General features: G+C 39.9%; 19 protein-coding genes and 1 other RNA gene. 18 read left to right on the forward strand and 2 right to left on the reverse strand.

Annotated features, from left to right (window positions below; all coding sequences use genetic code 11):
* The first annotated feature begins 313 nt into the window (after positions 1-313).
* The 6 genes from tig to tsaD all read left to right on the forward strand — a co-directional run bounded on the left by tig (position 314) and on the right by tsaD (position 8,029).
* Positions 314-1,600: a trigger factor gene (gene tig / locus LY28_RS16210; RefSeq protein WP_110463229.1), complete on the forward strand. Its 1,287-nt coding sequence runs from the start codon at positions 314-316 to the stop codon at positions 1,598-1,600.
* A gap of 114 nt (positions 1,601-1,714) precedes the next feature.
* Complete coding sequence (clpP, locus tag LY28_RS16215; protein ID WP_110463230.1) at positions 1,715-2,299, forward strand: ATP-dependent Clp endopeptidase proteolytic subunit ClpP; 585 nt, start codon at positions 1,715-1,717, stop codon at positions 2,297-2,299.
* A gap of 13 nt (positions 2,300-2,312) precedes the next feature.
* Entirely contained in the window at positions 2,313-3,608 is a 1,296-nt protein-coding gene (clpX, locus tag LY28_RS16220; RefSeq protein ID WP_110463231.1) for an ATP-dependent Clp protease ATP-binding subunit ClpX, read from the forward strand.
* 231 nt (positions 3,609-3,839) lie between these two features.
* Positions 3,840-5,510, forward strand: a complete 1,671-nt coding sequence (lonB, locus tag LY28_RS16225) for an ATP-dependent protease LonB (protein ID WP_479692092.1) — start codon at positions 3,840-3,842, stop codon at positions 5,508-5,510.
* Positions 5,511-5,821: 311 nt separating this feature from the next.
* On the forward strand, positions 5,822-6,517 hold the full coding sequence (locus LY28_RS16230; protein ID WP_110463233.1) for a thermonuclease family protein: 696 nt from the start codon (positions 5,822-5,824) through the stop codon (positions 6,515-6,517).
* Positions 6,518-7,018: 501 nt separating this feature from the next.
* Positions 7,019-8,029 (forward strand): tRNA (adenosine(37)-N6)-threonylcarbamoyltransferase complex transferase subunit TsaD, encoded by a 1,011-nt coding sequence (gene tsaD, locus LY28_RS16235; protein WP_110463234.1) that lies wholly within the window; start codon positions 7,019-7,021, stop codon positions 8,027-8,029.
* Between the two features lie 744 nt (positions 8,030-8,773).
* Here tsaD and LY28_RS16240 read toward each other — a convergent pair.
* Positions 8,774-9,532, reverse strand: a complete 759-nt coding sequence (locus LY28_RS16240; protein ID WP_110463235.1) for a lytic transglycosylase domain-containing protein — start codon at positions 9,530-9,532, stop codon at positions 8,774-8,776.
* 319 nt (positions 9,533-9,851) lie between these two features.
* Positions 9,852-10,163: a hypothetical protein gene (locus tag LY28_RS16245; protein WP_110463236.1), complete on the reverse strand. Its 312-nt coding sequence runs from the start codon at positions 10,161-10,163 to the stop codon at positions 9,852-9,854.
* A gap of 362 nt (positions 10,164-10,525) precedes the next feature.
* Here LY28_RS16245 and LY28_RS16250 point away from each other — a divergent pair, with 362 nt between their 5' ends.
* From LY28_RS16250 to LY28_RS16300, 12 genes are all read left to right on the forward strand, one after another.
* Positions 10,526-11,008 (forward strand): ribonuclease FAU-1 family protein, encoded by a 483-nt coding sequence (locus tag LY28_RS16250; protein WP_110463237.1) that lies wholly within the window; start codon positions 10,526-10,528, stop codon positions 11,006-11,008.
* Positions 11,009-11,115: 107 nt separating this feature from the next.
* Positions 11,116-11,955: a PHP domain-containing protein gene (locus LY28_RS16255; protein WP_110463238.1), complete on the forward strand. Its 840-nt coding sequence runs from the start codon at positions 11,116-11,118 to the stop codon at positions 11,953-11,955.
* Positions 11,956-12,117: 162 nt separating this feature from the next.
* Positions 12,118-12,582, forward strand: coding sequence for an SsrA-binding protein SmpB (gene smpB / locus LY28_RS16260; protein WP_110463239.1), 465 nt, complete (start codon positions 12,118-12,120; stop codon positions 12,580-12,582).
* A gap of 264 nt (positions 12,583-12,846) precedes the next feature.
* Positions 12,847-13,267: a transfer-messenger RNA gene (ssrA, locus tag LY28_RS16265) on the forward strand.
* A gap of 427 nt (positions 13,268-13,694) precedes the next feature.
* Entirely contained in the window at positions 13,695-14,354 is a 660-nt protein-coding gene (locus LY28_RS16270) for a TetR/AcrR family transcriptional regulator (RefSeq protein ID WP_110463240.1), read from the forward strand.
* A gap of 169 nt (positions 14,355-14,523) precedes the next feature.
* Positions 14,524-15,447, forward strand: coding sequence for an ABC transporter ATP-binding protein (locus tag LY28_RS16275; RefSeq protein WP_110463258.1), 924 nt, complete (start codon positions 14,524-14,526; stop codon positions 15,445-15,447).
* Entirely contained in the window at positions 15,444-16,319 is an 876-nt protein-coding gene (locus LY28_RS16280; RefSeq protein ID WP_110463241.1) for an ABC transporter permease, read from the forward strand. The genes LY28_RS16275 and LY28_RS16280 overlap by 4 nt, the downstream gene beginning before the upstream one ends.
* A gap of 268 nt (positions 16,320-16,587) precedes the next feature.
* Entirely contained in the window at positions 16,588-16,758 is a 171-nt protein-coding gene (locus LY28_RS19755; protein WP_340162550.1) for an SHOCT domain-containing protein, read from the forward strand.
* Positions 16,759-16,831: 73 nt separating this feature from the next.
* On the forward strand, positions 16,832-18,073 hold the full coding sequence (locus LY28_RS16285) for a recombinase family protein (RefSeq protein ID WP_110463242.1): 1,242 nt from the start codon (positions 16,832-16,834) through the stop codon (positions 18,071-18,073).
* Positions 18,070-19,653 carry a recombinase family protein gene (locus LY28_RS16290; RefSeq protein ID WP_110463243.1) on the forward strand — a complete coding sequence of 528 codons (1,584 nt, stop codon included), beginning with the start codon at positions 18,070-18,072 and terminating at the stop codon, positions 19,651-19,653. Before LY28_RS16285 ends, LY28_RS16290 begins: the two co-directional genes overlap by 4 nt.
* Before the next feature lie 229 nt (positions 19,654-19,882).
* Positions 19,883-20,089: a helix-turn-helix domain-containing protein gene (locus LY28_RS16295; RefSeq protein ID WP_110463244.1), complete on the forward strand. Its 207-nt coding sequence runs from the start codon at positions 19,883-19,885 to the stop codon at positions 20,087-20,089.
* Positions 20,086-21,078 (forward strand): AAA family ATPase, encoded by a 993-nt coding sequence (locus tag LY28_RS16300; RefSeq protein WP_242981375.1) that lies wholly within the window; start codon positions 20,086-20,088, stop codon positions 21,076-21,078. Before LY28_RS16295 ends, LY28_RS16300 begins: the two co-directional genes overlap by 4 nt.
* Positions 21,079-21,096: the final 18 nt, after the last annotated feature.

The following is a 21,096-nucleotide window of genomic DNA, read 5'->3' on the forward strand; positions in this document are numbered from 1 at the left end:
GTTTTGACTTTAGGAGGCTTCAGCCTCAAACCCAAACTATCGACCGATGAAATCGGTTTTTTAGCCGATAGTAATTGACTTGGAAAATAGAGGTTGGCAGAACTGTTTAATTTGTCGATAATATGGGTATATAATAACTTGAAATATGATTGTGATATGGTATAATTGAATGGTTAATTTTTTAAATTGAAAAAATTTTCTGTCTATAGTCAGAAAAATGAAATTCATCCACAAACAGGCGAGCTAGATAGATAAATATGTCGCTAAGATAAAATTAATATTAAAACTAAATACCGGGAGGAAGTTTACAAAGATGAACGTAAAAATGGAAGATATTGAAAAGAATGTTGTACAGCTTGAGATAGAAGTTGATACAGCTAAGTTTGAAGAGGGTATGCAAAAATCTTTTGCAAAAAATGCTTCAAAATTTAATGTACCTGGCTTTAGAAAAGGCAAAGCTCCAAGAAATATTGTTGTGCGCTACTATGGCGAGCAGGTATTATATGATGACGCAATAAACATAGTTTGTTCTGAGGCATATGATCTGGCTGTTGATGAAAAAAATCTGCATCCGGTAGATAGACCGGAAATAGATATTCTACAAATCGGAAATAATCAGAATTTAATATTTACTGCCAAGGTTACTGTTAAGCCGGAGGTTGAACTGGGTGCATACATGGGAGTAGAGGTTAAAAAGACAGATGCTGCTGTAAGTGACGAGGATTTGGAAAATGAATTTGATAAAGTAGTTGAAAAAAATTCACGTTTGGTTTCTGTTACAGACAGACCGGTACAGGATGGAGATACAGCATTAATTGACTTCGAAGGCTTTATTGATGATGTTCCGTTTGAAGGCGGTAAGGGTATCGACTACAGCTTGGTAATAGGTTCAGGAACATTTATTCCCGGATTTGAGGAACAATTAATCGGAAAGAATGTCGGCGAAGATGTGGATGTTAATGTTTCCTTCCCGGAGGACTACGGCAAGGATGACTTAAAAGGAAAGCCCGCATTGTTCAAGGTTAATGTTAAGGAAATAAAGTTTAAAGAATTGCCTGAAATAGATGATGAATTTGCTAAGGATATAAGTGAGTTTGACACTCTTGATGAATATAAAAAGGATTTGAGAAATAAATTAGAAGAAGCTGCACAACATAAGGCTGACCATGAAAATGAAAATAATGTTATAAAGCATATTGCAGAAAATGCAACTGTTGAGATTCCTCAGGTCATGGTAGAAAAGCAGATTGATGCCATGGCAAAGGATTTCGATATGAGGCTTCGTTATCAGGGCTTGGATCTGGGAAGATATCTGGAAATGATGGGGATGGATTTTGAAGGCTTCAGAGGACAGTTCGCAGATAGGGCTAAAGATGAAGTCAGGGTTCAGTTGGTAGTAGAGAAAATTTGTCAGGTTGAGGACGTTCAGGTTTCAGATGAAGAGGCTGATACTGAAATTAATAAAATGGCTGAGGCATACAAGCAGTCGGTTGAAGACCTCAAAAAGACATTAAGTCCTGAAGATATGGACTATATAAAAAAGGACATAGCATTCAGAAAAACAATAAAATTATTGGTGGATAATGCTAAGTTAGTATAACTTAATATTATATATCAAGGGGAAATAGGCAATATTATATTAATGTAGTTTATTATAGTTGATAAGTGTTCCATGAATTAAAAACTAACATATATTAATAAGGGAGGTATGTTCATGAGTTTGGTACCTATGGTTGTTGAACAGACAAATCGTGGTGAGAGGTCTTATGATATTTTTTCCAGGCTATTAAATGATAGGATCATTGTATTAAGTGATGAGGTTAATGATGTAACTGCAAGCTTAGTAGTGGCACAAATGCTTTATCTGGAAGCACAGGATCCTGACAAAGACATTCAGTTTTATATAAACAGTCCGGGTGGAGCAGTACATTCAGGATTTGCGATATATGATACTATGCAGTATGTTAAGTGCGACGTATCAACCATATGTATGGGAATGGCTGCCAGCATGGGGGCTTTTCTGTTAGCGGCAGGTGCAAAAGGAAAGAGATTTGCACTTCCGAACAGTGAAATCATGATACATCAGCCTCTTGGCGGCGCTAAAGGTCAGGCAACCGATATTAAAATTCACGCAGAGAATATTTTAAAAACTAAGGATAAATTAAACAGAATACTTAGTGAAAGAACAGGGCAGCCTCTTGAAAAAATTGAGAAGGATACTGACAGAGACTTCTTTATGTCTGCGGAGGAAGCAAAGGCATACGGATTGGTTGATGATATTATGGATAGAAGAAAATAGTTGAGGTGCAATTATGACCAGATATGATGAGAAGAAGCAGTTAAAGTGTTCTTTTTGCGGTAAATCTCAAGAACAGGTTAAGAGGTTGGTTGCAGGGCCTGGTGTTTACATCTGCGATGAATGTATTGAGCTTTGCTCAGAGATTATCGAGGAAGAATTTGAAGATACTAAAATTGATGCAGAAGTAAACGAGATACCGAAACCAAGAGAAATAAAGGATATTCTTGATGAATATGTTGTTGGTCAGGAATATGCAAAAAAATCTCTTTCTGTAGCTGTATATAATCACTATAAGAGAATAAACAGTGATTTTAAGTCTTCGGAGGTAGAGCTTCAAAAAAGTAATATACTTTTACTTGGCCCTACCGGTAGCGGTAAAACTTTTTTGGCACAGACACTTGCAAAAATACTGAACGTTCCTTTTGCTATTGCTGATGCTACTTCTCTCACTGAAGCAGGCTATGTCGGAGAGGATGTAGAGAATATACTGCTCCGGCTTATTCAAGCGGCAGATTACGATATTGAAAAAGCTGAAAAAGGTATTATCTATATTGATGAAATTGATAAGATAGCCCGTAAGTCAGAAAATCCATCTATAACTAGGGATGTTAGCGGTGAAGGTGTACAACAGGCTTTGCTGAAAATTCTTGAAGGAACATTGGCATCAGTCCCGCCCCAAGGAGGAAGGAAACATCCTCATCAGGAGTTTATCCAAATTGATACTACTAATATATTATTTATATGCGGCGGTGCTTTTGACGGAATTGATAAAATAATACAAAACAGAATAGGTAAAAAGTCTCTTGGCTTTGGAGCAAAGATAGAAAGCAACAAGGATAAGGACGTAGGGGAGCTGTTAAAGGATATTTTGCCGCAGGATTTATTAAAGTTTGGGCTTATACCTGAATTTGTCGGAAGACTTCCGATAGTGGTTACGCTTCAGTCTTTAGACGAAAGTGCCCTTGTACAGATTCTGACAGAACCGAAAAATGCTTTGATAAAGCAATATCAGAAAATCTTTGAAATGGATGATGTTTTATTGGAGATACAGAATGATGCCTTGATAGGCATTGCTCAGAAGGCAATATCGAGGAATACCGGTGCAAGAGGGCTAAGAGCGATACTTGAAGAAATGATGCTCGGAGTAATGTACGATATTCCGTCTATGAGCAATGTTGAAAAGTGTATTATCAGTAAGGCTGTAGTGGAAAGTGGTGCTGAACCGGAGCTGATTCTGAATGAGAATCGCAAGTCTTTAAAAAAAACCGGTGTAAAGAAACCTAAATCTAAAAAGGAATCTGTTTCATAGTATTATTTAAACAATAAGACTGTTTTAACACAGAGGGTTAAGGAATTCTGTGTTAAAGCAGTTTTTTATTTTGAAATATTTTAATAATGTTCAGTACTTTATTGGATAAAATAATTATCATTGCCAATAATATAATTGTACACATGAAAACAGAAATAATTATAAATTCATTAAGCAATACAATGTGTATGATTTAAATATCCAAGGAGGTATGGAATATTGACAACGATAATGTTAATCATACAGTTTTTTTTCTCTATTGTAATCGGTATCTATTTCTTCTCGTTACTTAAAAACCAGCAAGGCAATAAAAGCGCTATTGAGAAGGAATCCAAGAAAGAGCTTGAAAAACTGAGAAAATTAAGAGAGATACATTTGACGGAGCCATTGTCTGAAAAGACACGTCCGGCTGCGCTGAAGGATATCGTGGGGCAGGAACAAGGAATTAAAGCCTTGAGAGCATCCCTTTGCGGAACAAATCCCCAGCATGTGATAATTTATGGACCTCCTGGAGTGGGAAAAACAGCGGCAGCCAGAGTTATTCTTGAAGAGGCGAAAAATAATGTATGCTCTCCTTTCAAGAGAGAAGCGAAGTTTATAGAAATTGATGCGACAACACTAAGATTTGATGAAAGAGGTATTGCCGATCCGTTGATTGGTTCTGTTCATGACCCGATTTATCAGGGTGCAGGAGCATATGGTGCGGCAGGTGTGCCTCAGCCGAAGCAGGGAGCGGTAACTAAGGCTCATGGAGGGGTGCTGTTTATTGATGAAATAGGAGAGCTTCATCCAATTCAAATGAATAAGCTGCTGAAGGTTCTTGAAGACAGGAGAGTGTTTCTTGAAAGTGCATATTACAGTTCAGAAGACAGCAATATCCCGTCTCATATACATGATATATTTCAAAAGGGTTTGCCTGCTGATTTCAGGCTTGTGGGAGCTACGACGAGGACTCCGGATGAAATACCGGCGGCAATAAGGTCAAGATGCGTAGAAATATATTTCAGGCCTCTTAGAGCCGATGAAGTTAGCAGGATATGTGAGAATGCCGCCCAAAAAGGAGGGTATTGCCTGTCAGAAGGATGCAGCGATGTAGTTGCCAAATATGCCCAGAATGGAAGAGATGCTGTAAACATAATTCAAATTGCAGGAGGAGTTGCGGTAGTTGAAAACAGGAGAGTAATTGAAATAAAGGATATTGAGTGGGTCGTTGAATTTGGACACTATAGCCCGCGAATTGAAAAGAAGGTAAGTGCTGCACAGCAGATTGGCTGTATAAACGGTTTGGCCGTATTCGGAAACAGCACAGGCATGGTTCTTGATATAGAGGTTACAGCATTGCAGGCAGCGCATGGAAACGGCGGTATTAAAATTACAGGAATAGTTGAAGAAGAGGAAATGGATAATAGGGGGCATAAGCTGAAAAAAACCAGCTCGGCTAAAGCATCTGTTGAGAATGTATTAACGGTTTTAAAACGATATATGAATATTGATTTTAAGGATTATGAAATACATTTAAACTTTCCGGGGGGAATTCCTATTGATGGCCCATCGGCAGGAATTGCAATAGCAACTGCTGTTTATTCGGCAATCAAAAATATTCCTGTAGGCGGAGATTTGGCCATGACCGGAGAAATCTCCATAAAAGGAAATGTCAAGCCGGTCGGAGGAGTAGTGGCAAAGGTTGATGCTGCCAGAGCCGCAGGCATCAAAAAGGTATTCATTCCAAAGGAAAATTATCAGGAGCTGTTTGATGACATGGATATTGAAGTAATACCTGTAGAGACAATAGCAGAAGTAATGAAAAAGGTATTCAATGCAGATTTGGTTGAAAGAAAGGATGATGCGGTTATCAATAATACTGTTCCTATTTCTATATTAACCGCTCAGGGGACAACATAAATTTGTGTATATGACTAAACTTCCCCAGTATAAGCAGCACAGATGTATAATTTTTTATGCCGGGAAGCCGGGTATATAAGTTTAAGTGATATCGGCCAATACACTTAATTAAAATAAACACCACGCTTTAAATTTGTAAGAGCGTGGTGTTTTATTGCAGAACCGGCTTTGGACTTAAGGCGTTTTCATATGATATAATAAATTTTGCGGGCAATTTATTAAGGCTTTCCGTACAGAGGAGAATAATTAAGTTGTAAATTTGGCCTATGCACGAAATAAGAATGAATATACATATACCGGAGAGGATACTTATGAAAAAAAATAGTAAAAAAGCAATTGCATCATTTTTTGCTGCCGCGTTGGTTCTGGTGGGTGGTTATACCTTCCATAATGATGGATTATCCGTACCTGAATTTTTTCAGGATATATTTGTCCAGACAAGCTCGGGAAACGGCATTGATAATTTAGAAAAAACTAAATTTCCGGAGGATATAATCAAAATACAGGAGGAAGGCATTAAGCCGTTTGGATATATTAATGCAGCTGTAGAAAAGGTTGTTGACGGAGATACGTTTCACATAAAATATAAAAATGCAGGCTATAAGGTCAGAATGCTTGATATAGACACACCGGAGTCGGTAAAGTCCGGCGTTGAGGCTCAGCCCTTTTCCGTTGAGGCCAGTAATCTGACTAAGGATATTCTGGCAGGAAGGACTGTAAAGCTGGTATTTGAAAAGGAGACAGCAGACCAATATGACAGATTGCTTGCACATGTGATACTTGAAGACGGAACCTATTATAATGCTTTAATGGTTCAAAACGGGTATGCCATATCTGTTTTTTACAAGCCCAATACACTGCTAAAGGATTTTATTTCAGATTTGCAGGACGGGGCAATCATAAAAAAAGCTGGATTTTGGCAGCTGCCGGAGGCTTCCCGGCCATTTATCAAGAATAATAAAGGGAATTACATAGCATCATACAAATTAAAAGCAGATGCCGCATAAGAAAGTCAATTACTATCGGCTAAAAACCGATTATATCAGCCGATAATAATATATTTTTACAAATAAAATCTGCATATTGGGGATAAACACCAAAAATTAGGACTTCAGCACTAGCAGTTGTGGTATATATTTTCTATATAAATACTACATTGTATTTGGTAATATTAGGGAGAACATTAGCATATCTCCTTTTTTCGGAGCATGGGGCCATATGGCTCCATGTTTTTTGTTTTATTTTTAGGCTGCATTAAATTTATTAATGCAGCTGTTTTTTACAATATTTTTATAGCCAATATGTTTTTATGAGAGCTGCCAGAGATATGCATATACGTTGACGGGATATGAAATATGGCGGTTTCGGAATTTTTAAATTGTATATGATTTATTTAGGCAGATAAGCCGAGATTTTCTGTTCACCTTGAAAATTAGTAAGCATTGGGATATTATAAAAAAGACCTATCTTTGACAAGGGTTTGGCATGGCAGTTTATGGAGGAGAAAAATGGATACATTAATTCTTGGAATAGAAAGCAGCTGTGATGAAACAGCCGCTGCAGTTATTAAAAATGGCAGATATATTATGTCGAATATAATTTCAACTCAGGTTGACCTTCATAAAAGGTATGGAGGAGTAGTACCGGAGATAGCATCAAGAAAGCATGTTGAGCTTATTATACCTGTAATTAATCAGGCGCTTGATGAAGCAGGAGTATTATTATCAGAAATAGATGCTATAGGGGTAACATACGGTCCCGGTCTTGTAGGAGCTTTACTGGTAGGGTTAACTGCCGGCAAGGCAATTGCCTATACCGCTAAGAAACCATTGATAGGAGTACATCATATTGAGGGGCATATTGCAGCAAACTATTTGCAATATCCGGATTTGGAGCCTCCGTTTATATGCCTTGTGGCATCAGGAGGACATAGCCATATTGTACATGTAAAGGATTACGGGGAATTTGAAATACTTGGACAGACACGGGATGATGCGGCAGGCGAGGCCTTTGACAAAATTTCAAGGGCTGTTGGGTTGGGATATCCGGGAGGCCCTCTGATTGACAAGTATGCACAAAAGGGTAACAGTAGAGCAATTTCGTTCCCGAGAGTTTATTTTGATGACGGGACATTGGATTTCAGCTTCAGCGGACTAAAAACAGCTGTTTTGAATTATTTAAACAGATTGGAGCAAACGGGCGAGGCAATAAACATTCCTGATGTTGCAGCGAGCTTTCAACAGGCTGTTGTGGATGTTCTTGTAAAAAATACTATAGCAGCGGCAAAGAAAAATAATATCAGTAAGATAGCCTTGGCAGGCGGTGTTGCAGCCAATTCACAGCTTAGACATGATATGAAGGAAATAGCCGGTAAGCAAGGCATAGAGGTAATGTATCCGGGCCTGATCTTATGTACCGATAATGCAGCAATGATAGGCTGTGCCGCTTATTATGAGTATATAAAAGGGAAACGGGCAGGTATGGATTTAAATGCGGTTCCCGGATTAAGGCTGGGGTAAAAAATAGTATAGTAATTAAATTCTGTTTAAGCAATTATACCGATATGGCTATTATTTAACAGAGCTTTTGCCGGGAAGATTTAGTTAATAAGGTTAAGAGCAGTTAGTTATCCACAGCTGTGGGAAATAATAAAAAAACTTTGCTTTGCTGTATTATTAATGTATACAAAGAACAGAGCTTATTTTAAAAAAGTATACTGACATTATGGAATGCCTGAAATTAGCGGATTTAAGGACTCAACGGTTTCGCTGTGAATAAAAGTATGTATATAATTTGTGGGTTATGTGGAAATATCTCAAAATACAGAAAAAACGGGAGTTTCGTAGCTGTGGATAAATATGTGGATGATGTGCATAAAATTTGCTGATTCAGTTATATTTGTTTTGGAAATATAATACAATAGATTTTTAAATTGCAGAACATGTATGTACAAAGTCAATTACTATCGGCTGAAAGCCTCCTGAAGTACAAACCCTAACCCCCAAACCGCTGAAACCTTAAAATAAATGCTTGAAAGCTATGTTCGCCTGGAAGGAGAAGGTTTCAACCTTAATTGACTTTATGGAAATTCAGGCTGCATCTGATAAGAAAAGCTGCTCAAATAAAATATTCCCGGTGGAATCCTTTATTTGGTGACAATAGGACAACCGGAAATAATTAATATTGATAATAGACTTTTTAAAAAGAGTTAGATAACTTAAAAATTCTCAATACACTTAAGGCTGAATTAAAGTCTTACAGTTTTACAGGCTGTCTTGCTTTTGAGCCGCTGAAAGCTGGTTGTATTGATTATAATATTCTGTTACCTTTTGAACATAGTCTTGTGTTTCAGCATAAGGAGGAATTCCGCCGTATTTTGTCACACTGTTCGGACCGGCATTGTATGCGGCTAATGCCAAGCTGACATCACCTTTGAAACTGGATAGTTGGTTTTTCAAGTACATCGTACCGCCATTTATATTCTGAGCAATATCAAATGGATCGCTTACACCAAGTGAGGCTGCCGTACTGGGCATTAATTGCATCAAGCCCTGGGCACCGGAAGAAGATATTGAAGTAGGATCGAAAGAAGACTCCTGCTTCATTACGGCGCGAATCAGGTTTTTATCTACACCATACTTGGAAGAGGCATTATTTATGGCTGTGTTTATCAGTTCCATCAATTCTGATTTGTCATTTGGTATATAGGCTGTTGAGTTTGCAAGCGCTTTACGTGCTTTTAACAGATTGATATTTGTATCATCTCCGGATTTTTCCATTAAGCTCTTTAAATAATTGTTCATAACGGAATTACCGGTTAAATCAGAATAATCTCCCAGTAATGATTTATCCAAGCCTAATGAAGAGGAATCAAGGCCTAACAGAGCAGCATCAGATAAGTAATCTTCAAAAGAAGTATCAGAACTTGTTTCGCTGGTAGTTAATTTTGGGGCAATACTGGAAAGCCTGCTGTTTATATCAGCTAATTTTTGCTCAAATATAGCATTAATATCTAATTTCATTTGTTGACCTCCAACTCAAAATAATGAAATTCCGCATTACAGGGGCAACCCGAGAGTATTCATTATTCATGCATCTATAGCTCTATTTATATATAAAGTCAATTACTACCGACTTTCAGGTTCTTTACGTTTAAAGCCTTCCAAAGCTGAAAATATATTTAAAGCCCAAGCTGTGGGAAACAATACAGCCTAAAGTACTGTCCCCGTATTATAGGCAAGGGCTTAGAATATTAATAGACCTTTACCGCAATTAATATATCGGCAGTTTAGTATAATTTAATTATAGGAAATGTTTGCTGAAGAATCAAATTTATACTGATTAGGATACTTCAATAAGCATTTTTTTTGAAAATTTTGAACAGGCATTTCTTGTATTCCCGTCAAATTCTCTTGCTGAGAATAGCTTGCATTTTCCAAGATGCTCATTGGGAGAGTCCAATTGAACCATAAAATACTCACAGTGTAGGCATTTGAAATTTAGCTGCTGTGAAGAAGCTGATTCGCAGGAGTTTTTATACTTGAAGCAAATATAATCGGGCGTAACAACTCCATGATATTTACAGAGAATATCCTTTGTTAAATGCAGGGAAACCCCCCGCTCACAATTATTACAGCACTTAACCTGCTTCATAGCTACCTTCCTTGTAAATAAATTTGTATTATCAGTTGCCAAGCCAATATTTTACAAAGCCTCTGCGGCATTCTGAGGTAATAAAGTCTTATTGCCATCTTGCAGAATTGCACGGTAATTTTATTCGGACAGAGGTGCTTCCTTGGCAGCTGGGAATCATTAACGGTATACATATTATACCATTTATGCCGCTGATAGCAAAGAAATGGGAAATACATTAAATGAGGCATATAAGCAAATATTACTAAAATAAAATTATTTATTATGTATTTTTTTACGGTTAAGGATGATTTTCCTTCAAAAATGCAGTTATCTAATGTATAATAACAATAAATAAATTTTTCAGTAGTTTAGGAGAGAGCATGAGAAAGCCAAAAATATTAAGAACACGTTATATTCCATTTGAAACAGTGGATATTTCCAGTGACGAAATGTTATTCAGAGATGATGAGATTTTGATTACCAGATGGAAGGCTATAAAGCCAAGAGCAGATATTTCAGGCGGTATTTCATATACATTTTTAAAAGAAGGCATTAAAATAAGCAGGTTTTATGATGCTGATAAAAAGTTTGCGTATTGGTATTGTGATATTATAGATGTAAAATATGACAACGATATAGATCAGTACACCTTAATAGATTTATTGCTTGATGTTAAGCTGATGCCGGACGGAACAATGAAGGTTCTGGATGCAGACGAGCTTGCCGATGCACTTGAGGAAGGTTTGATAACGCAGGAACAGGCATGCAGGTCCTTAAAGAAAATGGACAGCATATTGCAGAAGATATATAAAAGCAGTTTTCCTCCTTTAGTATGCTTAGATGAGAAGTATTGGGAAGTATAAGGATATGCGGTAATATGGATTATAATATTAATTGAAGCTGTTTTTAATGGGTGTTTTGGCTGAAAATATAATTGAGAAGAGTTTACAGCCGGATTTGGAGATTTTTCATGGATAGAATTATTGATTTGCATGTACATAGTATTGCTTCAGACGGTAGTATGAGCCCATCTGAGCTGGTACGCCATGCAAAGGAGTCGGGACTTTCGGCAGTTGCACTGACTGACCATGATACCGTTGAAGGTATCAGAGAGGCTTTGGAGGAAGGCGAGAGAATTGGCCTTGAGGTTATACCGGGGCTTGAAATAAGTACTAATTTCAAGCCTGAAATGCATATTTTAGGGTATTTTCCTAACGGGAATAAATATATGAATGTGCAGAAGGAGCTTACAGCAATCAGAAAGGGCAGAGACGACAGGAATAAAAAGATTATAGCAAGGCTTAATGAGCTGGGTGTCAGCATTACCGAGAGGGAAATAAAAGAAACAGCATCGGGAGATACAATAGGACGTCCGCATTTTGCACGGTTGCTGCAGGAGAGGGGATATGTCAGAACCATGCAGGAGGCCTTTGACAAATATCTCGGGAAGAATGGCACTGCATATTTCAAAAGACTTGAATTGGAGCCTGCCGATGGGATTAAATTGATTAAAAATGCAGGAGGAATTCCTGTGCTTGCTCATCCGGCTCTTTTAAACATGAGCTGCAATGAGCTTGACAGGCTTCTGCCAGAGCTGAAGGAATACGGATTGGCTGGTATTGAGGCCATATACAGTGAAAATACAAAAGAAGAAACCGGCAATTTGCTCAGGCTGGCAATAAGGCATCAATTGCTGGTTACGGGCGGCAGTGATTATCATGGGACATACAAGAGCGGAATTGAAATAGGGTCGGGAAGAGGTAACCTCAAGATTCCCTATGAACTGGCAGAAAAGCTTAAGAAGGCTTGAAAAGTTCTGTTTTATGTAACTTGACCTTAATGAAGCATGGTGCTATAATTTTAATGTCAGATAAATACTTTTTGGCAACCCTTTATTAAAAGGGTTATTTTTATCAGATTTCAATTGTTAAGTTATTTAATCTGATTTATTTTGCAACAGGCGGTTAATAATATGGTAAAGGAATCATTTAAGGTAATTGCACAAAACAAAAAAGCTCGTCATGAATACTTCATTGAAGAAACAATTGAGGCAGGTATTGTGCTGTCCGGGACTGAGGTTAAGTCAATCAGGCAGGGCAAGCTGAATTTGAAAGACAGCTATGCAACTGTTTCAGGCGGTGAAGTAATACTGAGCGGAATGCATATAAGTCCGTATGAGCAAGGAAATATTTATAATAAGGATCCTTTACGGAACAGAAAGCTTTTGCTGCATAAATCAGAGATAAACAGACTGCTTGGGTTGATTCAGCAGAAAGGTCTTACATTAATACCTACTCAGGCTTACCTTAAAAGAGGTATGGTAAAAATAGAGCTGGGTGTTGCGCGGGGCAAAAAGCTGTATGACAAGCGTGATGATATTGCGGCCCGTGACGCAAAGAGAGAAATTGACCGAAAGATTAAAGAGCAGTTCAGATAGTTCGGTTGAGTGTATGCATAGATTTTCCAGAAACAGTAGCTTGATGTTCTGTAGGATAGATGCTATTATGTAAGCGGTAGCTTGATAAAGTCAAGTACTATCGTCTAAAAGCTTAACGAATTTAAAGCTTAAACTGCTTTAAAGTATAAGTTTCCAAAGGATGACAGAATATCTTCAAGCTACTTTATAGCAGATGCTTTTGCTGTAATTGACTTTAGTGAATATTTTGTTTTAATAAAGCTTATTAGTCCCAAGTTTATACATGGGGGCGTAATGGTTTCGACGGGATTGTTGAGACTTGATAAGCGGGTAGAGGATTCTCGTTGGCCTCTTAAAAAACGAGAACTTAAATTTAAACGCTAAAAACGATAATTTCGCTTTAGCTGCTGCCTAAGGGCAGCCCGTCAGTCCCGGGTTAACTGCACCCGGGGTAGCTGGCGTCATCAAGTCAGTCCTTTTGCATAGGAAGGTCAAATGCTAGCACTAATTCAGCCGTAGCCTTGAGCTGAATCGGACTTTAAAGGCTACCGAAAACGAAACCTTGCCTGTGGGGGTTTGTCGTAGGGAAACGCAAGGTTATTGTCCTGCAAAGGATACGTGACCGGGCACAAAGCATAGGCTACACCCGTAGAAGTTCTTGAGGATATGGTTTCGGACAGGGGTTCGACTCCCCTCGCCTCCACCAAATCTAAACCTCGTTATTGATACAATGACGAGAAGCCGAAAAGTCCAGCATTGCTGGGCTTTTTTGCATTTTAGAGGAAAAACCACGTCGTTTTGAGAGGTACTTTTTACGCATTTTTTGCGCCTTCTCGTGTCATGATGCACCAGAGGTTTTCCTACACTCGCCTATCGTGTCATCGTTCAAAGAAACGTGTCATAATGCACCAGACATGAAGTTGCCTCGCTGCCAGCCGGTTTGTACCGGAAGGCAACGGGGCTTTTTACTTTTCATATAACCGAATTGTGGCAAGATGTACCCGCACTGTATTGAGCTTTGAATTATAGTTGCAAAATTGCTGCTTTTACGAAATGAGGGGATAATCTTGACAATCCTGCTAAAATAGATTATAATGAATTTATTCATTGGCGTGCTCAAAGGGGGAATCGCAATGCGTGAAACACAGAAAAATAGTAGATCCAAACGGACAAGAATAGTAAAGGAACCCGAAGAACGGCGACAGGAAATAATAGAGACCGCATTAGAACTATTTTCAGAAAAAGGTTATACTGATACTGCGATGCAGGATATTTCAGAAAAAATGAATGTTTCCCCCGGGCTTTGTTATCGGTATTTCAAATCAAAAGTAGAACTTTTTGCCGCAACATCTGAATATTATGCTCAGCAGGCTGTTGAGCAAATTAAGCTTCCGGTGTCAAGCAATCTGTCTGCACTAGAAAAATTCAATCTTGTACTAAAGAGGATTTTTGAATACACTATTAAACACCATGACTATGAAGCGAGCTATAAAGAAGACGAGGCCATCCGAGCCAGTCGATTGGACAACGTTGCAGAAAACATGGTTGATGTGTTGATTCCGATTATTGAGCAAGGAGTTTCTGATGGAACTTTTGTCTGCAGCAATGTTGAATATACCACCCGACTCTTCACATATGGAATTATTCATACAATCCATTCAACTATGCCATCTCAAAATACAAAAGAATATTTTGTTTCTTATCTGGATTTTTTGAAAGATATGTTCACTAAATCTTTAGAGATTAAAACACCAAATGATTTAGGAAATAGCTGGCAAGACTTATACAAATAAAAACCTGAGGGCTTACCGATAAGGAAGGCCTTTTTTTCTGCTTTTTTATTGAATAAATTTACTCATCCTATTGACAGGCGCAAAAATACGTGCTATCATATTATTGAATGAATTTATTCAATAATATGAGGGATATCCAAAATCACTGCGTATGAAAGGACATGATCTTATGAATCAAATAATTCAAGTGAATAACTTGAAAAAAAGTTATGGTGACCTAGAAGCGGTAAAAGGCATCACATTTTCGGTTGAAAAAGGTACGCTCTTTGCGTTTCTGGGACAGAACGGAGCCGGAAAAAGTACGACCATCAATATTCTTTGCACTTTGCTGGATAAAACAGAGGGCGAAGTTGTTATTAACAATCACTACTTAGGAAAAGAGAATGACGCAATTCGTAAAGACATAGGGATTGTATTTCAGCAAAGCCTATTAGATGAAAAATTAACTGTCAGGGAAAACATACTTACGCGAGGGGATTTTTACGGTCTATCATCAAAAACGTTAGGAGAAAATTATCAATTTGTATCTGACTATTTGGACATTGATGAAATTGAAAAGCAAAAATACGGTACATTGTCCGGCGGTCAACGCCGACGGGTTGATATTGCAAGAGCTTTGATACACCGTCCTAATATTCTATTTTTAGACGAACCGAGTACAGGGCTTGATCCCCAGGCAAGGGTTTTTGTTTGGGACGCAATTAAGAAGCTCCAACAAGACACAGGAATGACAGTATTCCTCACTACTCACTATATGGAAGAAGCAACAGTTGCCAGCAATATTATCATACTGCGCAAGGGTGAAATTATTGCGGAAGGCAGCGCCTATAAGCTGAAGGAGCAATACGCAAAAGATAAACTGAGAGTTGCTTTCAAAAACTGCGAACAAGCAGATGAATTTCTGAACAACTCCCATATCTCCTATAAAACCCGAAAAGATTTTTACACCATCTATGTACAAAGCAGCATGGAAGCCTTAGCGCTTTTAAAAGCGATGGAGGAAAATATAGATTCATTTGAAATGATACAAGGCACCATGGACGATGTGTTCTTGAAATTGGTTGGTGATAATAAGGAGGATTATACGAAATGAAAGCACTATTGAGCTTGGTTAATCGGAACAACAAAGTTTTCAGACGCGACAGGGTGCAAATTGTTTTTGCACTTTTGACGGTAGGAATACTGATAGCACTTTATGCCCTTTTCTTAAGACAAGAGAATTTGTCACAGTTAGAGAACATTGTAGGTAGCAATATACCCGCTATGTACTGGCTGGCTGACACTCATATGGTAGCAGGCTTACTAACGATCTGTACCGTAACGACAACACTCACCGCATTTGGTGTAATGGTTTGGGATAAGGAAAGGCAAAAAGATATAGATTTTCTGGCGACACCCTTATCAAGAAATAAGATACAGTGGGGCTATCTTATCAATGCCATGTTGATTGGACTTGTATTTACTGCAATTGCATTCTTTCTGTGTGAGTTGTTTATCAAGGCCGCCGGAGGAGAATTTCTTACATTTGCAGAAACCATGAAAGTTTTTGGATTGCTTATATTATCATTGCTACTTGCAAGCAGTATGAATTTGTTTATTTCCTTTTTGGTTAAAACACAACGCGCTTTTTCAACAATAAATACAATTGTGGGAACCTTAATTGGATTTTTATTAGGGGCATATTTCCCGATGGGTGTATTCCCACAACCCGTTCAATTTTTGATTAAGATATTTCCATTAAGCCATATAGCAACATTGTTAAGACAGGTTATGATGGAAAGACCTATGCAATTAGTTTTCAGTAACACGACAGCTTCGATTGATACATACAAACTCCATTATGGGGTTGTTTACAGCCTGAACGGAAATATCGTTTCACCTATATCAAGTATTATTTTTATCTTGATTTCAACTGTCGTGTTCGCATCCCTGTCAATTTATATCTTTAAAAAAATTAACAAGTAAAGTCCAAAAGGCTTGAAAAGAAGATGATTAGATTTTGAATCCAGTGTAGGCAACCAGATGTCATTATGCAAAGAGGCAGAACTTTTTGCAGCGACCAGTGCCGGTATGCTTGGTGGAATAGCAACCGGAATCAGCCAAACCGAAAAGCCTCACATCGGCTGACCTGTGCTTACTGTGGCAGGGAATTTATCAGCTACGGCAACCCGAACCGGAAATACTGCGGTCACGCCTGCTATACTTCCGACCGTTTCGGAGAGGCGGTGCGCTTATTACCAATGAGCAGTTTGACCGTGAAAAGAATTATGGCGCGGCAATGGCACTTGCCCGTGCAATGCTCTCCAAGGGTCTGATCACCGAGAAAGACTACCGTAAAATTGATACAATTTACAAGGCGAAATGTCGCCCTGTAATTGGCGCTTTACCGACCGAAAACCCTTGACTTTTCGGGCTTTCAGAGTGATGAATGTAATGCTGAATCATTCGGTTCAAGCACCCGGAAAGGAGGGTTTTTTATGCGAGTTATAACGAAACTCGAACCTATAGCGCAGCCAATACCAAGATGGAAGTATGTCGGCGTATATGCCGACGAAGCGCTCACCGGCACAAAGGATGCCAGACCGGAGTTTCAGCGGTTGATAAAGGACTGCAGAAACGGCAAAATCGACATGGTCATTACCAAGTCCATCGCACGGTTCGCGCGAAACACGGTGACCATGCTGGAAATCGTGCGGGAGTTAAAGCTGCTCGGCATTGATGTCTATTTTGAAAAAGAGAATATACACTCTCTCAGCGGGGATGGCGAGTTGATGCTCACCATCCTCGCTTCTTACGCGCAGGAGGAAAGCCGCTCGGTTTCAGAAAACTGCAAATGGCGAATCAGAAAACGCTTTGCACAGGGCGAGCTTGTCAGCCTGCGGTTTATGTTCGGTTATCGTATCGAAAAAGGCGAGGTGGAAGTTGATCCGGAGACGGCGGATATCGTCCGGATGATTTTTGAGGATTATATCGACGGTATGGGCGGCAGCTTGATTGCTAAGAAACTGCGTGAGATGGGCGTACCTGCCCTGCGTGGCGGGACATGGAACGCAGAGCGCGTGGTGGCGATCATTAAGAATGAAAAATATACCGGCAACGCGCTTTTGCAGAAAAAATATGTATCCGATCACCTGACGAAAAAAGAGGTTTGGAACAAAGGACGGCTTCCGCAGTATTATTCCGAGGATACACATCCCGCCATCATTGATATGGAGACCTTTGAGATGGCGCAGGAGATTATGGAGCGTCGTAGGAACCGCTTTGGAAACAAAAAAGATGTAACGCCGAACAAGTATCCGTTCTCCGGAAAGATTGTATGCGAAAGCTGTGGGAAGAATTACAAACGGAAAGTCACGGCGGGAAAACCGTACTGGCAATGCTCCACCTTCCTGCAAGACGGCAAGGATTACTGCCACGCCAAGCAAATTCCCGAGGACATCCTCCATACGGTGACCGCCGCGGCTCTCGGTTTGGCAGTTTTTGAAACTGAGGCGTTTACGGATCGGATTGCCGAGATACGAGTGCCGGAAGCCAACAAGCTGGTGTTCGTGTTCCACGATGGTCGTTTTGTGGAGAGGGTTTGGCACGACCGCTCCCGCGCTGATAGCTGGACGGACGAGATGAAGCAAGCTGCCCGCGACCGCATGACGCCCGAGTTGCGCGAGGCTTCTCGCCAGCGCATGCACGAAATCAACAGGAAAAGGAGGAAGCGCGTATGAGTCAGGTACGGGTTACGGTAATACCGCCAAGGGTAAATTTACAACTGATTCCGTTCAGTACGGAATATGTGAAAAAGCGTGTGGCAGCTTATGCGCGTGTTTCCACCGATACCGAGGAGCAAATTTCCAGCTACGAGGCACAGGTTGACCATTACACCCGCCATATACAGGCAAACGAAGAATGGGAATTCGTGAAGGTATACACCGACGAGGGCATTTCGGCAACTTCCACTGCCAAGCGCGACGGCTTCAGGCAGATGGTACAGGATGCTCTGGACGGCAAGATTGACCTTATCATTACAAAATCGGTGAGCCGTTTTGCCCGAAACACGGTTGATAGTTTGACCACCGTCCGGCAGCTTAAGGAAAAAGGCGTGGAGGTTTACTTCGAGAAAGAAAATATCTACACGCTGGACAGCAAGGGCGAGCTTCTCATCACCATCATGTCATCGCTGGCACAGGAAGAAAGTCGTTCCATTTCGGAAAATGTGACATGGGGACAGCGCAAGCGGATGCAGGACGGCAAAATCACTCTTCCGTATAAGCAATTTCTCGGTTACGAAAAGGGAGAGGATGGTCTGCCGAAGATTGTGCCATCCGAGGCGGTCACCGTCCGGATGATATACAGGCTGTTCCTCGAAGGGAAAACGCCTTCATGGATTGCAAAGCATCTCACCGAGAGCGGTATCCTGACACCGGCGCGCAAAGCGGTCTGGCAGTCCACCACCGTTCTCAGTATTCTGCAAAATGAAAAATACAAGGGCGATGCGATTTTGCAAAAAACCTTCTGCGTGGATTTTCTCACGAAAAAGATGAAAGTCAACGAGGGCGAGGTTCCGCAATATTATGTAGAAAACAGCCACCCCGCTATCGTCACGCCTGAGACCTTCGAAATGGTGCAGTACGAACTCAGTCAGCGCAAAGGAAACAAAGGGTACAAAGCCAGCGACAGCCCGTTCTCCGGCAAGATCATCTGCGGCGAGTGCGGCACTGCATTTGGCTCGAAAGTCTGGCATTCCACCAGCAAATACAGGCGCACCATTTGGCAGTGCAACCATAAATACAAAGGCAAAAAATGTGACACGCCTCACCTTTATGAAACGGCTCTACAGAAGGCTTTTGTGGAGGCATTCAATAGCTTTATTGAAAATAAGGGCGAGATTCTACAGGATTACGAGACGGTAGTTCTGGCGCTGACCGACACATCCTCTCTTGAGAAAAGGCAAGCGGAATTAAAAAGCGAATACGATATCGTCATGGAACTTATGAGAAAATGCGTGGAAGAAAACGCCCGCACCGTTCTCGACCAGAATGAATACAACCATCGATATACCGCTTTGATGGAACGCTACGAAGCCGCGCAGAATGGCATTGCTGAAATCAACGATAAAATGCTGGAGCGCACCGCCAAACGGGAAAAGATAACACGCTTCCTTGATAATATGAAACGCCACGATAAGCTGCTTACCGAGTTTGATGAAAAACTCTGGCTTGCCACTGTCGAATCGGTGACCGTCCATTCGGAAAGCAAAATGACGGTTACCTTTAAGGACAACAGCGAGGTCACGGTGGAGATATAGAAAACCAATGAAATAATGATGCCCGCAGAAATGGCATTCATGCCATTTCTGCGAACTTTTCACTTTACAACTATTTTAATATTAGTCTCAGTATCAACCAAAATTACGAATAAATCAACAATAATCGTGATTAATATGTATTACTAGCATTGACAAACGGAGTGCGATGTGTTATACTATATAAGCATATTTATGTCCATATACACAATCCTGTGAAAGGAGTTGTATAATGAGTATATCAAATGACGAAAGCAGATGGCTTTCTATGACTGAAATATGTACACATCTCGGGATAAGCAGAGACACTGCCATCAAATGGATAAATAAAAAGAACTTACCTGCACATAAGATTGGTCGGCTTTGGAAGTTTAAGATTATAGAGGTTGATGAGTGGGTGCGAAGTGGTGGGGCTGAAGCAAAGGAGGGTGAATCATGAAAGCGGATCTCTTTAAACGTTTGTTTAAAGCAATTTTTTCAGAAGATATTGTTTCTTTGAAAAAAATAGCAAACATAATAATTCATGAAGAGCGTGAGCTTGGACATGGTAAGCTGGCTGATTCGCTCGAACATATATCTGTGACAGAAAAGCCACGATTTTCCACTCAAGGTGATAAGCCAGCAAATGGGAATGGCTTAGGTATATCTTCATTGCCATCAAGTAAACGTGATAATTCTCAATTGGTTTCTTTTGTTTCAAGAGAGATGCTGAAGCATCATATGGTTCTTCCACAAGATGTTGAAAATCGATTATTATCGATAGAAAAAGAATATGCCGCAAGGGAGCGTCTTGGAAAGTATAATCTTACACCAAAGAGGAAAATATTGCTTCATGGTTCTCCCGGTTGTGGCAAAACGCTGAGTGCCGAGCGAATCGCATGGAATTTGGGACTGCCTCTTCTTAAGGTGCGTTTTGATGCTTTGCTGTCATCATACTTTGGCGAGTCTGCTTCAAACTTACGTGCTGTATTTGATTACTGTAAAAAAGAGCCTGTTGTCCTACTGCTGGATGAATGTGATTTTATTGCAAAGTCACGTGTTTCAACACAAGATGTTGGCGAGGTCCCTCGTATTGTTAATATGCTTTTGACTCTTCTCGATGAATATAACGCTCCGGGGCTGGTGATAGCAACAACCAATCTGAGGATACAGTTAGATGAAGCTCTTTTTAGGCGCTTTGATGATGTTATTGAAATTCCTATGCCGCAGGTCGAAGAGCGGGAGAAATTGTTAAAAATGACACTCTCGGCTATTGCAATTGATAAAAGCGTAAATCTTCATAATATTGCTGAAAAAATGGACGGTTATTCGTATGCAAATGTTGTTTTAACTGCGGAACGTGCTGCGAAGTACAGTATATTAGCAGGAAATAAAAATGTTAGATTTGCTGATTTTGAACAGGCAATAACAGAGGGATTGAAATTTTAATCCAAAGGAGGGAACTAA

It is taken from the genome of Ruminiclostridium sufflavum DSM 19573 (assembly GCF_003208175.1).
Taxonomy (GTDB): Bacteria; Bacillota; Clostridia; order Acetivibrionales; family DSM-1351; genus Ruminiclostridium; species Ruminiclostridium sufflavum.

Bases quoted from the DNA above. Each gene is read 5' to 3' on its own strand.
- tig (WP_110463229.1), top strand. From the start codon at position 314: ATGAACGTAAAAATGGAAGATATTGAAAAGAATGTTGTACAGCTTGAG.
- clpP (WP_110463230.1), top strand. From the start codon at position 1,715: ATGAGTTTGGTACCTATGGTTGTTGAACAGACAAATCGTGGTGAGAGG.
- clpX (WP_110463231.1), top strand. From the start codon at position 2,313: ATGACCAGATATGATGAGAAGAAGCAGTTAAAGTGTTCTTTTTGCGGT.
- lonB (WP_479692092.1), top strand. From the start codon at position 3,840: ATGTTAATCATACAGTTTTTTTTCTCTATTGTAATCGGTATCTATTTC.
- LY28_RS16230 (WP_110463233.1), top strand. From the start codon at position 5,822: ATGAAAAAAAATAGTAAAAAAGCAATTGCATCATTTTTTGCTGCCGCG.
- tsaD (WP_110463234.1), top strand. From the start codon at position 7,019: ATGGATACATTAATTCTTGGAATAGAAAGCAGCTGTGATGAAACAGCC.
- LY28_RS16240 (WP_110463235.1), bottom strand. From the start codon at position 9,532: ATGAAATTAGATATTAATGCTATATTTGAGCAAAAATTAGCTGATATA.
- LY28_RS16245 (WP_110463236.1), bottom strand. From the start codon at position 10,163: ATGAAGCAGGTTAAGTGCTGTAATAATTGTGAGCGGGGGGTTTCCCTG.
- LY28_RS16250 (WP_110463237.1), top strand. From the start codon at position 10,526: ATGAGAAAGCCAAAAATATTAAGAACACGTTATATTCCATTTGAAACA.
- LY28_RS16255 (WP_110463238.1), top strand. From the start codon at position 11,116: ATGGATAGAATTATTGATTTGCATGTACATAGTATTGCTTCAGACGGT.
- smpB (WP_110463239.1), top strand. From the start codon at position 12,118: ATGGTAAAGGAATCATTTAAGGTAATTGCACAAAACAAAAAAGCTCGT.
- LY28_RS16270 (WP_110463240.1), top strand. From the start codon at position 13,695: ATGCGTGAAACACAGAAAAATAGTAGATCCAAACGGACAAGAATAGTA.
- LY28_RS16275 (WP_110463258.1), top strand. From the start codon at position 14,524: ATGAATCAAATAATTCAAGTGAATAACTTGAAAAAAAGTTATGGTGAC.
- LY28_RS16280 (WP_110463241.1), top strand. From the start codon at position 15,444: ATGAAAGCACTATTGAGCTTGGTTAATCGGAACAACAAAGTTTTCAGA.
- LY28_RS16285 (WP_110463242.1), top strand. From the start codon at position 16,832: ATGCGAGTTATAACGAAACTCGAACCTATAGCGCAGCCAATACCAAGA.
- LY28_RS16290 (WP_110463243.1), top strand. From the start codon at position 18,070: ATGAGTCAGGTACGGGTTACGGTAATACCGCCAAGGGTAAATTTACAA.
- LY28_RS16295 (WP_110463244.1), top strand. From the start codon at position 19,883: ATGAGTATATCAAATGACGAAAGCAGATGGCTTTCTATGACTGAAATA.
- LY28_RS16300 (WP_242981375.1), top strand. From the start codon at position 20,086: ATGAAAGCGGATCTCTTTAAACGTTTGTTTAAAGCAATTTTTTCAGAA.